Source organism: Georgenia alba (genome assembly GCF_042665525.1).
GTDB lineage: Bacteria > Actinomycetota > Actinomycetes > Actinomycetales > Actinomycetaceae > Allobogoriella > Allobogoriella alba.
The window spans coordinates 84605-97253 of the sequence record NZ_JBHTCQ010000001.1 but is presented as its reverse complement, the minus strand read 5'-3'; the positions used below and the strand labels follow the sequence as shown (position 1 = coordinate 97253).

Annotated in this window: 12 protein-coding genes; 10 read left to right on the top strand and 2 right to left on the bottom strand. The window is 72.3% G+C overall.

Going from position 1 to position 12649, the window contains the following annotated elements; translation table 11 throughout:
• Positions 1–22: 22 nt before the first annotated feature.
• Positions 23–730, top strand: a complete 708-nt coding sequence (locus ACFQQL_RS00470; protein WP_382390141.1) for an LmeA family phospholipid-binding protein — start codon at positions 23–25, stop codon at positions 728–730.
• A gap of 28 nt (positions 731–758) precedes the next feature.
• On the opposite strand, the gene ACFQQL_RS00465 is transcribed toward ACFQQL_RS00470, so the two are convergent.
• Complete coding sequence (locus ACFQQL_RS00465) at positions 759–2774, bottom strand: bifunctional copper resistance protein CopD/cytochrome c oxidase assembly protein (RefSeq protein ID WP_382390139.1); 2016 nt, start codon at positions 2772–2774, stop codon at positions 759–761.
• A 125-nt stretch (positions 2775–2899) separates the two neighbouring features.
• Between ACFQQL_RS00465 and ACFQQL_RS00460 the strand changes: the two genes are divergently transcribed.
• From ACFQQL_RS00460 to ACFQQL_RS00420, 9 genes are all read left to right on the top strand, one after another.
• Positions 2900–3976, top strand: a complete 1077-nt coding sequence (locus ACFQQL_RS00460; RefSeq protein ID WP_382390137.1) for an AAA family ATPase — start codon at positions 2900–2902, stop codon at positions 3974–3976.
• A 16-nt stretch (positions 3977–3992) separates the two neighbouring features.
• Positions 3993–4886 carry a DUF58 domain-containing protein gene (locus ACFQQL_RS00455; RefSeq protein ID WP_382390135.1) on the top strand — a complete coding sequence of 298 codons (894 nt, stop codon included), beginning with the start codon at positions 3993–3995 and terminating at the stop codon, positions 4884–4886.
• Entirely contained in the window at positions 4870–5343 is a 474-nt protein-coding gene (locus tag ACFQQL_RS00450; protein WP_382390133.1) for a hypothetical protein, read from the top strand. Before ACFQQL_RS00455 ends, ACFQQL_RS00450 begins: the two co-directional genes overlap by 17 nt.
• A complete protein-coding gene (locus tag ACFQQL_RS00445; RefSeq protein WP_382390131.1) occupies positions 5340–6356 on the top strand; it encodes a vWA domain-containing protein in 1017 nt (338 codons plus the stop codon). The genes ACFQQL_RS00450 and ACFQQL_RS00445 overlap by 4 nt, the downstream gene beginning before the upstream one ends.
• Entirely contained in the window at positions 6353–7384 is a 1032-nt protein-coding gene (locus tag ACFQQL_RS00440; protein ID WP_382390129.1) for a vWA domain-containing protein, read from the top strand. Before ACFQQL_RS00445 ends, ACFQQL_RS00440 begins: the two co-directional genes overlap by 4 nt.
• Entirely contained in the window at positions 7381–8511 is a 1131-nt protein-coding gene (locus tag ACFQQL_RS00435) for a hypothetical protein (RefSeq protein WP_382390127.1), read from the top strand. The genes ACFQQL_RS00440 and ACFQQL_RS00435 overlap by 4 nt, the downstream gene beginning before the upstream one ends.
• An 82-nt stretch (positions 8512–8593) precedes the next feature.
• Complete coding sequence (locus tag ACFQQL_RS00430; protein WP_382390125.1) at positions 8594–9616, top strand: hypothetical protein; 1023 nt, start codon at positions 8594–8596, stop codon at positions 9614–9616.
• A gap of 104 nt (positions 9617–9720) precedes the next feature.
• Complete coding sequence (locus ACFQQL_RS00425; protein ID WP_382390123.1) at positions 9721–10314, top strand: variant leucine-rich repeat-containing protein; 594 nt, start codon at positions 9721–9723, stop codon at positions 10312–10314.
• 89 nt (positions 10315–10403) lie between these two features.
• A complete protein-coding gene (locus tag ACFQQL_RS00420) occupies positions 10404–11993 on the top strand; it encodes a DVUA0089 family protein (protein WP_382390121.1) in 1590 nt (529 codons plus the stop codon).
• Between the two features lie 22 nt (positions 11994–12015).
• Here the strand turns inward: ACFQQL_RS00420 and ACFQQL_RS00415 are convergent, their stop codons facing one another.
• A complete protein-coding gene (locus ACFQQL_RS00415; RefSeq protein ID WP_382390119.1) occupies positions 12016–12633 on the bottom strand; it encodes a TetR/AcrR family transcriptional regulator in 618 nt (205 codons plus the stop codon).
• Positions 12634–12649: the final 16 nt, after the last annotated feature.

The window sequence follows — 12649 nt, the reverse complement described above, 5'->3', positions numbered from 1 at the left end:
TGTGGATGCCTACGGTGGGGCAGTGAGCCGCATCACCGCCCGACGCCGACCGACCCGTGGCGTGCTCCTCGTCCTCCTTCTCGTCCTGTTGCTGGTGGTGGTGCTGGTGGCGGACCGGGCGACCCACGCCCGCACCGAGGCGCGCATATCCGGGGAACTCGCGCGTTCCCTCGATCTTCAGGAACCGCCCGCCGTGACGGTCGACGGCTTCCCGTTCCTCACCCAGGTGGCGGCCGGGCGCCTGGGCAGCGTCCGCGCGCAGGCCGAGGACGTGACGATCGACACCCCGGACGGATCCCTCGGGCTGCATGGGGTGCGCGCGCACGCCCGCGACGTCACGCTGCAGACCCCGTCCGTGGTGGGCCGGCTCGAGCTCGGCGGCACCCTGAGGGACGCCTCGATCCAGAACATCGTCGGGCGACCGGGCGTCGAGGTGGCCACGCGGACCGACGGGATCCATCTCACCACCGAGATCCTCGGTCTGCGGGCGGGCCTGGTCGCCGTTCCCGAGGTCACCGCGGAGCGGTTCGTCTTCCGCCCCGTCGCGGCCAGCCTCGCCGGGAACGACGTCGAGCTCGCCACGGTCGTGGGCCTCCTGCCGCCAGAGCTCCGCGAGCTCGAGGTCGACGTCAGTGACCTGCCGATGGGGCTGCGGGTGACAGCCGCCGACCCCGTCGACGGCGGGCTCCGCCTCGCCCTGACCGGCACCGACCTCACCCTCGAGGAGTGAGGCCGCCGATCGCGGCCGAAGCCGCGGATCAGGCGGTGCTCTCACCGTCCCGGCGGGCACGCTCGGCGAGCATCGCGTTGTAGGCGCGCAGCTCGGCGTCGTCGTCCCGGTCGGCCCGCCGGTCCGCCCGCCTCGCCGCGCGGGTGTCGTCCTTCGCCCACGCCACCGCGACCCCGATGGCCAGCGCGACCGTCGGCAGCTCGCCGATGCCCCAGGTGATGGCGCCGCCCCGGGTCTGGTCGGCGAGCGCGTCCACCCCCCACGGAAGCCCCAGCCAGCCGAAGTAGTCGGCCGCCAGCAGGGTCGACTGGGAGAGGAGCGAGACCCCGAAGAACGCGTGGAAGCCCATCGTCGCCAGGAGCAGGAGCAGCCGCAGGGGGTAGGACGGGCGCGAGGGGCCGGGGTCCACCCCGATGAGCGCGTTCGCGAACAGGTACCCGGTCACCGTGAAGTGGATGACCATCAGCAGGTGACCCACGTGCGTGGTGAGCGCCACCTCGAAGATGGCCGTGTAGTAGAAGAGGACGAGCGACCCGGCGAAGTTGACGGCCGCCACCGCCGGGTGGGCCAGGAACCGCGCCGGGCGCGAGTGGACGAGCGCCAGGAGCCACTCCCGCGGGCCACGCGAGCCGTCCCGGCGGTGCGGCAGGGCACGGACCGCGAGGGTCACCGGCGCGCCGATCACCACGAGGATCGGCACCACCATCGCCAGCAGCATGTGCATGAGCATGTGTGCGCTGAAGAGCACCGACCCGTAGACCACCGGGCCGCCGTTCGTGACCCAGGCGAACAGCAGCCAGCCGGCGAGCCACGCGAGCGTGCGCACCACGGGCCAGGAGTCGCCGCGCCGCCGGAGCCGCACCACCCATCGCAGGTACACCACGACGGCGGCGACGGTCCCGAAGAACAGGACCGGCTCCAGACGGGTCTGGGTGAGGTACGTGATCGCGGTCGGGTAGGGAGGGACCGCGTAACCGGTGAGGAGGTAGGTGGGACTGGCGTCCGTGATGGGCTCCTGCGGTACGGGCGGCGCGGAGGAGCCCAGCGCGGCGCCGGCCCCGGTGGTCGCGGCCATGAGCAGGACCTCGACGCCGGCGAGGCGCCAGAACGCGAAGTCTGACGAGCGCCCGATCGCGGGCAACGTCACACGTCGGTGCGCCCACCCGGCGGCACCGAGCGCAACGGTCAGGGCGATCTTCACCGCCAGCAGCCGGCCGTACGGGTGCGTCAGCAGCTCCAGCGGCGTGGACAGCCGGATCCACGCGTTGATCACGCCGGAGAAGGCGACCGCCACGTACGCCCACAGCGCGATGGCGGAGAACCGTGCGGTGGCCTCCCGCAGATCGGACCCGAGCAGACGGCCCACCGCCACCAGCACCACGAGACCACCCACCCAGAGGCACACGCCCGCCGCGTGCAGCCACCACCCGGAGACCGCCAGGGTGTGGCTCGCCGCGCCCGACGCGTGCCCCGTGAGCGCCAGCGGTACCAGCGCCACCAGCGCCAGCACGCCGGTGAGCGCCGCGGAGGCGTACCCGCCCGCACCGGCCGCGACCAGTGCGACGACGGCGCTGAGCACCGTCGTCCACATGAGGTCCCGGCCCAGCTCGATGTCTGTGACGAACTGCAGCAGCTGCGCGCCGAACCCCGGCCCGCCGATCGTCCCGGCGATCGCGCCGTAGGACAGGATCAGGTGCACCAGCTGGGACAGCGCCCACACCGTCGCGGCGACGGCGCCGATCCGCGCGGCCGCGGGCCAGGCCCGTCCTTCCGCCGTCGTGCGGCGCCGGGAGTCACCGGCGACGAAGTGCCGCGGCAGCGCCAGTGCGCACAGCGCGAACGCGCCGACGGTCACGGCGGCCGCACCGTCCGCGACGCCGGAGGCGAGCGGGACGCCCCACCGGACCACCGGGCCGGGGTCGACCATCGTCGGCGCCGCGCCTCCGGTGGCGGCCAGCCCGAGGACGACGGCGAGCAGCAGCGCGGGGAAGGCGCCCGCCGCCCAGGGCCAGGTACGGGCCGCCGTGGTGGTCTTCTCGGGCACCGAGCCAGCCTAGTTCGGTGGCGTGCATGGGGAGATCTGTCCGCGGGCGGCGTTGCCACCCTCCCAGCGGTGTGCCATACGCTCGACCTCAGTCGGAGGGCTGACGAGGAGAAACCGGGGGGACGATGAGCGCCCAGCGAGCACGGTACGAGAACGAACCGCCCAGCGGCTGGCAGGCCCTGCCGGAGCAGCAGCACCAGCAGCAGACCGACCAGCTGGCGCCGATCTCCGACACCGAGACCAGGCGGGCCACCGAGCTCGTCCAGCGCATCGTGACGATCTTCGGGGAGAAGGTCATCGGCCAGGAGGGCCTGCGAACCGCGCTGATCTCCACGCTGCTGGCGGGTGGCCACGTTCTGCTGGAGTCCGTGCCGGGCCTCGCGAAGACCACCGCGGCGTCGACGCTGGCGAAGGCGGTCTCCGGATCGTTCCACCGGATCCAGTGCACGCCGGACCTCATGCCCAACGACATCGTGGGCACCCAGATCTTCAACTACTCCACCAACGAGTTCTCCACCCAGCTCGGTCCGGTGCACGCGAACTTCGTCCTCCTGGACGAGATCAACCGGTCCTCGGCGAAGACCCAGTCGGCGATGCTCGAGGCGATGCAGGAGCGGCAGACGTCGATCGGCGGCGAGATCTACCCGCTGCCGGACCCGTTCATGACGCTCGCGACCCAGAACCCCATCGAGGAGGAGGGCACCTACGTCCTCCCCGAGGCGCAGATGGACCGGTTCCTCATGAAGGAGGTCGTGACCTACCCGACCCCGAACGAGGAGGTCGACATCCTCGAGCTGACGTCCTCACCCGGCTACCGCAAGCCGGTGGAGCACGAGCCGATCACGCTCGAGGACGTGAAGTTCCTCCAGGACCTGGTGGGCCGGGTGTACGTCGACCTGTCGATCCGGCAGTACATCGTCGCCCTCATCAACACCACGCGTGGCGGCGGGCCACGGCCGCTGCCGAACTTCAACCAGCACGTGCGGGTCGGCGCCTCGCCGCGTGGCGGGATCGCGCTCATGCGGGTCGCTCAGGCGGTCGCCGTCCAGGAGGGCCGGACCTACGTGGTGCCCGACGACGTGAAGAAGCTGCGACACCCGGTACTGCGGCACCGGCTCGTGCGCACCTACGACGCGCTGGCCAACAACGTGGCGCCGGAGTCGCTCATCGACGCGGTGTTCGCCACGGTGCCTACTCCCTGAGGGAGGGACGGCCCGGATGACCTCGACCGCATCGCGCCTGGCGAAGGTCCGCGCGCGCCTCGACCTGCCCACGCTCCGGCGTGCGTCGGGGCTGCTCGACGGGCGTCACCGGTCGATCTTCTCCGGGCACGGGCAGGACTTCGACGACCAGGTGGAGTACCACCCGGGCGACGACGTCTCGGACATCGACTGGAAGTCCTCCGCCCGCGCGGGGACGCCGATCATCCGGCGGTTCGTCCGCGAGTCGAACCTCTCCGTGGTGCTGGTGATCGACACCGGCCGCAACATGGGGGCGACGGCGCCGTCCGGGGCGACGAAGTCCTCGATCGCACTGTTCGCGGCGGACATCGTCGCCTACCTCGCGCGCTCCCGCGGTGACCTGGTCGCGCTGCTCGCCGGGGACACCGAGCGGATGCACCAGCTCCCCGCCCGGGCGGGGACCGAGCACATGGAGCTGCTGCTGCGGACCGTGGAGCGGGCGTTCTCGGTGGAGGCGCCGCCGTCGGACCTCGGGCGCCTGCTGGGCCGTGCGCTGACCCTCTTCACCCGTCGTTCCCTCATGGTCGTCCTCACCGACGAGGCCAGGCCGGGCCCGGAGCACGAGGACGCGCTGCGCCGTCTGCGGACCAAGCACGAGGTCATGGTGATCTCGGTCGCGGACGCCCTCCCGACCACGCTCGGGATCGGCCCGACGGCGGATGTGGACACCGGCGCCGACCTGCCCGCGTTCCTCCGCGACGACAAGGCGCTGCACCGCGAGGCCGAGGCCGCCGTCGAGGCACGCAAGGCCGAGGTCCGGGCGATGCTCCGCCGTCGGGGCGTCGAGGCCGTCACCGTGACGAGCGAGGACGACCTGGTCGACCAGCTCATCGACCTGCTGAGGAGGCAGCGACGTGTCGCCCGCCGCTGAGGCCCTGCCCCCGGAGGCGTACGCGTGGTGGGTGCCGACCGTCGGCATCGTGCTCCTGCTGCTCGTGGTCGGCTGGTACGTCTTCGTCCACCTCTGGACGGACCCGGCACGCGTGGCCGAGCGCAGCCGGAAGACCTTCACGCCCGGCCCCATGCCGCCCACGCTGCGGCAGCGGTACGCGGCCGAGATCGACCAGCACCACGCGCGCTACAGCGAGGGCCACCTGGACCTGCGCACGCTGCACCTGGAGCTCTCCGCGACCATGCGGAAGTTCGCCTCCGAGCGCATCGGCACGGATGTCACCGCCTGGACCAGGGGCGACATCGCCGGGTACGACCCGACCCGCCGCGTGGGTGACGTCCTCGCCGTCTACGAGGAGCCGAGCTTCGCGGTCCGCTCGGACGCCGAGGTGCTCGTCTCCGTCACGAACGCCAAGGAGGTGATCGCGCAGTGGTGACGCCGTGGCTGGTCCCGGTCATCCTCGGTGCCGTCGTCGTCGCGGCCCTCCTCGGCTGGTACCCGCGCGCCCGGCGCGCCCTGCCGCGCACGGCGGTCACCTGGGTCGCGAACTCCGCGTTCGTGCGGTCCCTCAAGGGCTACCAGCGCCGGATGAAGCTCCTGCGCGCGGGGATGGCCGTTGCCGGGACCGCCCTGGCCGTCACCGCGCTCGCGGCGTCCGCGCTGACCGCCCGCCCGGTGGACCGCGACGTGCGCTCCGAGGAGCTGGCCACCCGCGACATCGTGCTGTGCCTGGACGTCTCCGGCTCGATGATCGAGTTCGACACCGAGATCGTCCAGAAGTTCTCCGAGATGGTGCGGGACTTCGAGGGCGAGCGCATCGCGCTGAGCATCTGGAACAACACCTCCCGAATGGTCTTCCCGCTCACGGACGACTACACCCTGGTGCGCGAGGAGCTGGACCTCGCCGCGACGGCGCTCGACTTCGACGTCGACTCCTTCGTCTACGACCAGGAGGACCTCGAGCGGCTCGAGCGCTTCATCGCGGGCACGGTCTCGTACTCCACGACGGCGTCCTCACTCGTGGGCGACGGGCTGGCCAGCTGTGCGCTCGCGTTCGACGAGGCGGACTCCGAGCGGTCCCGCTCGATCATCCTGGTGACGGACAACCTCGTCATGGGTGACTCGGTCTACACCCTCGAGGAGGCCGCCGACCTCGCCGTCGAGCGGGACATCGCGGTGCACGGCCTGTACGCCTCGGCGGAGGACGCCGACTCCGAGTCCGCGCGCGCCGAGTACGAGGAGGTCATCACCTCCCGCGGGGGTCTCTTCTACGAGGCGGACGACCCGGCGGCCGTCGAGGGCATCGTGGAGAACATCGCCGCGCAGCAGGCCGTGGAGCTGGACGCCAATCCCGAGGTGGTCTTCACGGACCGGCCGGACCGCTGGTACCCGTGGCTCGTCGTCGGGCTGGGCGCGTTCCTCGTCATGGTGTGGAGGCTGCGCGCATGATCCTGCGGATGTTGTGGCCGATCTGGGCGCTGGCGATCCTGCTGGGCCCGGCCCTCGCCCTGTGCGTCTGGTCGCTGGTGCGGTCGCGCCGGACCCACGACGGCACCACCGGCGCCTGGGTACGCCGCACCGGGATGGTCGTGGCGACCCTGGTGATCGGCCTGACCCCGGCGCTGCCTGCCGAGACCGACCAGGTGCAGTCCAACGCCGAGGTCTTCTTCGTGGTCGACCGGACCGGGTCGATGGCGGCGGAGGACTACAACGGCGAGCAGCCGCGGTTGGAGGGCGTCCGGCACGACATCGGTGCCATCCTCGAGGCGCTGCCCGGTGCCCGGTACTCGGTCATCGCGTTCGACTCCCAGGCCACCCGGCAGCTCCCGCTGACCACCGACTCGCGGGCCGTCCGGGCCTGGGCGGAGACGATGCGCCAGGAGATCTCCTACTACTCGGCAGGATCCTCGATCGACCGGCCGATCGGCGCGATGACCGACTCGATCCGCGGTGCGGCCGAGCGCAATCCCGGCAACGTCCGCATCGTGTTCTTCATGTCCGACGGGGAGAACACCGATGGTGACAACTCCTCCTCGTCCGGTGAGACGCGGAGCTTCGCGGAGCTCAACGACGTCGTCGACGCGGGCGCAGTCCTCGGCTACGGCACGCCCGAGGGCGGCCAGATGCGGCAGTACGACGGGACCGAGAACTCGGGGGCCGGCAGCGACGCGCCCTACATCACGGACGAGACCCAGCCCGGCTCGCCGCCCGCGATCTCGCGGATCGACGAGGGCAACCTCCGGCAGGTCGCGGAGCAGCTCGGGGTCGAGTACAGCCACCGCGTGCAGCCGAACTCCATCGAGCACATCACCGGCGGGATCGACGTCGAGGAGATTGCTGCGGCCGACGGCCGGGAGTCTGTCCACACCTACCGGGACGTCACGTGGCCGGCGGCCGCGGCGCTCGCGGCCCTGGTCGCCTGGGAGGCCTTCTACCTCGGCGGCCGCACCCGCCGCCTGAAGGAGGTCGCCTCATGAACGCGAGGAGAGGGCCGGGGCTCGGGTACGGGCGCAAGGTCCCGCGGCGGCCGCTGCCCCAGCACCTCGTGCTGCGCCGGCGCATGATGCTGTGGTCCGCCCCGGTGGTGCTCGTGGTGCTCCTCCTGGCGAGCCTGCTGCTGGGTGTGACGCTGGGGAACATGCATGCCCGGGCGGCCTACGACGACGGCCGGTACGTGGTGGCGGCCGAACGCTACCGGTGGCAGCAGCCGTTTACGCCGGTCGTCGTCGAACCGTGGAAGGCGTGGTTCAACAGCGGGAGCTCGGACCTGCAGGCCACGGAGCACTTCCGCGCGGTCGAGGACCTCCGGCGCGCGCTCGAGCTGGTGCCCCCGGGCACCACGGACGCGCAGGGCAACCCGGACCCGACCACACCCGAGTGCCGGGTGCGGACCAACCTGTCGCTCGCGCTCGAGGGGCTGGGAGACGACTCGACCGCCGAGGGCGACCCGGCGATGGCGACCAACCATTACAACGACGCGCTCGACGCCATCGGCCCGTGCACCTCCGACGGCCAGTCCGAGTCCAGCAGCGAGGAGCAGCAGCAGGAGGACCCGTCCCAGGAGCCGTCGGGTGAGCCCAGTGGTGAGCCGTCGGGTGAGTCGAGTGGTGAGCCGTCGGGTGAGCCGAGTGGTGAGCCGTCGGGTGAGCCGAGTGGTGAGCCGTCGGGTGAGCCCAGTGGTGAGCCCAGTGGTGAGCCGTCGGGTGAGCCGAGTGGTGAGCCGTCGGGTGAGCCGAGTGGTGAGCCGTCGGGTGAGCCGAGTGGTGAGCCGTCGGGTGAGCCCAGTGGTGAGCCGTCCGGGCAGCCGAGCCAGGACCCGAACCAGCAGCAGGAACCGGCGAGCCCGGACGAGAACGAGCAGCGGCAGCAGCAGAAGCGCGACCAGGCCCAGGGGCAGCAGGGCCAGCAGGGCAACCAGGGGGAGCAGGGCCAGGAAGGCGAGCAGGGTCAGGAGGGTGAGAACGGTCAGCAGGAGCAGCCCTCCGAGCCCCCGCCGGACCCGCAGCAGGAGGAGCTCGAGGAGCGCAACCGCCAGGGCGAGCAGGACCGGCAGCAGCAGGAGCAGCAGGAGGGCGGAGGCTTCGGCGGCGGCCAGAACTGGTGACCCGGACCGTCCAGGGCAGACCTCCCCATCCACGAGGCGGCCGCGGATCGATTAACCTCCCGTGAACGACGGGGGGAGGGGCATGAGCGGGGAAGGTCGGCGGCCAGAGCACAGTGCCGCGCCTGACTACCTCGCGTCGTGGTACGCGGGCGACCAGATGCCGCGCACCGGCGCGCCGGACCCCTACGGCCAGGATGCCGTCAGTCCCTACCAGCTCCCCGCCTGGGCGCACCAGGGCGGCGGCCGGAGCGAACCGCCGCCACCCACCCTGCCACCCGAGGCGATGGGTGCCGGGGCCTCGGCGCCCAGGAGTCCGCGGCGGTCCGAGGACGCCGTCAAGTGGCTCGTAGTGGGCGTCGTGACTGTCGTCGCGGTCATCGGGATCGTCCTCGCCGTCGTCCTCGACGGCGGTGGCGGACCCGGTCCGGCGCCGGAGCCGACCACGGCGGCACCGACCACGCCGGAGCCGACCTCGGAGGAGCCCACGACCGAGGAGCCGACCACCGACGAAGCCACGGACGACCCGGGCGAGCCGCAGGCCTACGGTGACGACCCGGAGCTCGACGCGCTGTGGGACGCCTGCGAGGGCGGCGACGGTCAGGCGTGCGACGAGCTGTTCTCCGTGGCACCGGTCGACTCGGAGTACGAGGAGTTCGGCTGGACCTGCGGCGGCCGGGTCTCGGGCGGCAGCGGCGGCTCCTGCGCCGTCGAGATGGGGGACGCCCCGAACACCTACGGCGACGACGCCGCACTGGACGACCTGTGGGACGCGTGCGAGGGCGGCGACGGTCAGGCCTGCGACGACCTCTTCTACGAGTCGCCGTACGACTCGGAGTACGAGGACTTCGGCTGGACCTGCGGCGAGCGCCATCCGGGCGGCGAGCGCGGCGGGGAGTGTGCGGTCGCCCTGGGCGACGCGGCGGACCGCTACGGCGAGGACCCGGAGCTCGACGCGCTGTGGGACGCGTGTGAGGCCGGGGATCCCGCCGCCTGTGACGACCTCTACCTCGACAGCCCCAGCGGCAGCGAGTATGAGGACTTCGGCTTCACCTGCGGCGGCCGGGTGCCCGAGGGCTCGGGCGAGCTCTGTACCGACGTCATGTGAGGCCCTGACCTGCAGGACGTGCGCCCGCACGGGTGGGGAGTGCTGCCCATCGGCATGCGCCGAACTCTGGCTTAGCCTCCCTGCAGGACCACCCAGGGAGAACCATGACCACGACGCCGGCACCCGAGCAGTTCACGCCGCGCCACGCCCACGACCCGAGCACGCCGCCGGACGTGCTGGCGTTGATCGCCGAGCACCGTCCCGACCTGCGCGCGCTCGTCGCGGCGAACCCGTCGACCGGCGAACCGGTCCTCGCGTGGCTCGAGACGCTCCGGGACGTCGGCGTGAGCACGGCGCTCAAGGCTCGTCCGCGCGTCGCCGTCGAGAAGGTGGCGGATGCGCCGGAGGACGAGCCGCTGCCGGCGGGCCGGCCGTTGCCCGCGTGGCTGTTCGACGACGCCGACGACGTGGGCGCGGGGACCGCGCTGGCCTCCGGCGTGGTCGCTCCCGTCTCGATGCCCGAGCTTCCGATCCAGCAGGCTGCCAGGGCGCTGGACGCTCGGGAGCGGAGGGACTCCGAGCGGGGCTGGTACCCGGGACTCGCGCAGCGTGCGACGGTGCCCGCAGGGGCGCCCGTGGCGATCGCTCCACCGGACAGGCGCACCCTCCTGCCGTGGTTCGTCGGCGCGGCGGGCCTGGTCGCGGCCCTGGCCGCGAGCGTGTTCCTCGGACTGTCCCTCGCCACCGTGGGTGGGTAGTCCTCCCCATCAACTGATGAGACGGAGGCGTGCTCGCCGACACACCGTGCTCTAGTGTCGCCCGTGACCTGAAGGATGAGGGGGAACTCATGACTAGCCCGGAGCAGTACACGGCTTACGAGGCCGGCAACCCGGCGACGCCGCCGGACGTCTTGGCGCAGATCGCCGAGAACCGGCCCGACCTCCGAGCGCTCGTCGCGGGCAACCCGTCGACCCCGGAGCAGACAGTGCAGTACCTCTCTGGTCTCGGCGACCCCGGCGTCGACGCTGCGTTGCGCAGCCGTCCTGCCACGCCCGAGGCCGGTGAGCCGGCCGGGGCGTCCGAGGCGGGTCCCGAGTCCTCCCAGCCGGCCGAGGCCGGTGGTGCACCCGAGGGGGAGCAGCCCGCGGGGTCGGAGACGGCCTCCGGACCCGCGGCTCCGTCGGGCGAGCCGGGCCAGGCACCGTCCGGCGACTACGGCCCGCCGCCGGCGCAGGGGGCGCCGACCGAGCAGTTCCCGGCACCGAGTGCACCCAGCGGTGGGGCGCCGAACCAGGCGCAGTGGGGGCAGCAGCCGGCGCCACCGGGAGGCGAGCAGGCGACTCAGCAGTGGGGTCAGCAGGACTACGGCCAGCAGCAGGCGTACGGCCAGCAGCCGGGTGACGCACCCACGCAGCAGTGGGGGCAGCAGGACTACGGCCAGCAGCAGGGTGGCGCGCCCACGCAGCAGTGGGGGCAGCAGGACTACGGCCAGCAGCAGGGTGGGCAGGGAGCCTGGTACGACCAGTCCCAGGGTCAGACCGGAGGTTACGACCCCTACGGCCAGCCGACCCAAGACCCCTACGGCCAGCAGCAGTACGCCCAGGGGCAGCCTGGCGGTGCGGGTCCGTGGACCACGGACACCGGCTCGGGCGGCAGCAATGCGGCGAAGTGGCTCATCGGCGGCCTGATCGCCGTCGTCGTCATCGTCGCCGTCGTCGTCGCGATCATCTTCTTCAACCGGGACGATGAGCCCGAGCCCGCGCCGGCGCCCACCGAACCGACGGCGGAGCAGCCCACCACCGACGGCGGCGGCGAGGACCCGGCCACCGTGGACTACTCCACCTCACCGACGTACGGCGAGGACCCCACCCTCGACGGGTTGTGGGAGGAGTGCGAGTCCGGCGACGCCGCTGCCTGTGACGAGCTCTACGCGGCCGCGCCCGAAGGCTCCGGCTACGAGGCGTACGGCAACGACTGCGCCGGACGGGTTCCGGGCAACTCGGACTGGTGCGTCAACGTTGATCCGGGCGTCTCCGGTGGCGGTGGAGGAGAGACCGACGGTGGCGACACCGACGGTGGCGACACGGGCGGCTCCGACGGTGGCGACACGGGCGGCGCCGGCGGTGGTCAGGTCGTCGAGGAGTTCTCGCTCGAGATCCCCCCGGACGACCGGGTGACCCAGGAGTTCACCATCGACGAGGCCGGCACGTACGAGCTCCGCGCCACCGCCCAGACCCCGGACGGTGACTCCATCATGTACCTCCGGGACGAGAGCGGCGCCGACATCGCGAGCAACGACGACGGCGGCGAGGAGCCGAACACTTACGACCCGATCATCACCGAGGACCTGGAGCCCGGGACGTACACGATCGTGCTCGAGCTGTACAGCTCGAATGCTCCAGCACTTCCGGTGGACGTGACCGTGTCGCGTCAGTGAGGCGGCCGGGGTGTCGCGGCCGTCACGCGACGGTCGCGACACCCGCGGCGGCCGGGGCACCGACCGCGCGCAGCACGAACGCCTCCGTGGTCTCCACGTACGTCGAGCGGGCGGGCTCGTGCTGAGGCGCCGCCCGGCCACTGAGGCAGGCGTGCACCAGTGGCACGACGGCCTCGAGGTCCTGCGCCGGGATGGAACCTGCCTCGATCGCACGGGTCAGGATGTCCCTCAGCAGCGCCTCCACCTCGGCCACGTGCGCCCGCAGCCGCCGCAGGCCCTCGTGCGAGACCACCTGCTTGAGGTCCGGACCGGGCGCGAAGTGGTAGGACGGCGCCAGCGACAGCTGCTGGCGGACGTAGACCCTCAGCTGCTCCACCGGTTCCGCCACGTCGGCCAGCGACTCCTGCAGGCCGGCCACGTACCGGGACGTCTCGTGCTCGATGAACGCCAGGAGCAGCGTCTCCTTGTCCGGGTAGTGGTTGTAGACCGCGGTCCGGCCGATCCCGGCGCGGGCCGCGATGTCGGCGAGCGAGATCGCGTCGAAGCCACGCTCGCTCATGAGCGACGACAACGCGGAGAACAGGGCGTCACGGGTGCGCTCACGGTGCTCCGCGAGCGAGCTCCCGAGGATCTTGGGCATGGGCGCCATCATGCCA

Excerpts from the sequence above, each read along its gene's own strand:
- ACFQQL_RS00435 (WP_382390127.1), top strand. The coding sequence starts at position 7,381 with ATGAACGCGAGGAGAGGGCCGGGGCTCGGGTACGGGCGCAAGGTCCCG.
- ACFQQL_RS00440 (WP_382390129.1), top strand. The coding sequence starts at position 6,353 with ATGATCCTGCGGATGTTGTGGCCGATCTGGGCGCTGGCGATCCTGCTG.
- ACFQQL_RS00415 (WP_382390119.1), bottom strand. The coding sequence starts at position 12,633 with ATGCCCAAGATCCTCGGGAGCTCGCTCGCGGAGCACCGTGAGCGCACC.
- ACFQQL_RS00455 (WP_382390135.1), top strand. The coding sequence starts at position 3,993 with ATGACCTCGACCGCATCGCGCCTGGCGAAGGTCCGCGCGCGCCTCGAC.
- ACFQQL_RS00430 (WP_382390125.1), top strand. The coding sequence starts at position 8,594 with ATGAGCGGGGAAGGTCGGCGGCCAGAGCACAGTGCCGCGCCTGACTAC.
- ACFQQL_RS00420 (WP_382390121.1), top strand. The coding sequence starts at position 10,404 with ATGACTAGCCCGGAGCAGTACACGGCTTACGAGGCCGGCAACCCGGCG.
- ACFQQL_RS00425 (WP_382390123.1), top strand. The coding sequence starts at position 9,721 with ATGACCACGACGCCGGCACCCGAGCAGTTCACGCCGCGCCACGCCCAC.
- ACFQQL_RS00460 (WP_382390137.1), top strand. The coding sequence starts at position 2,900 with ATGAGCGCCCAGCGAGCACGGTACGAGAACGAACCGCCCAGCGGCTGG.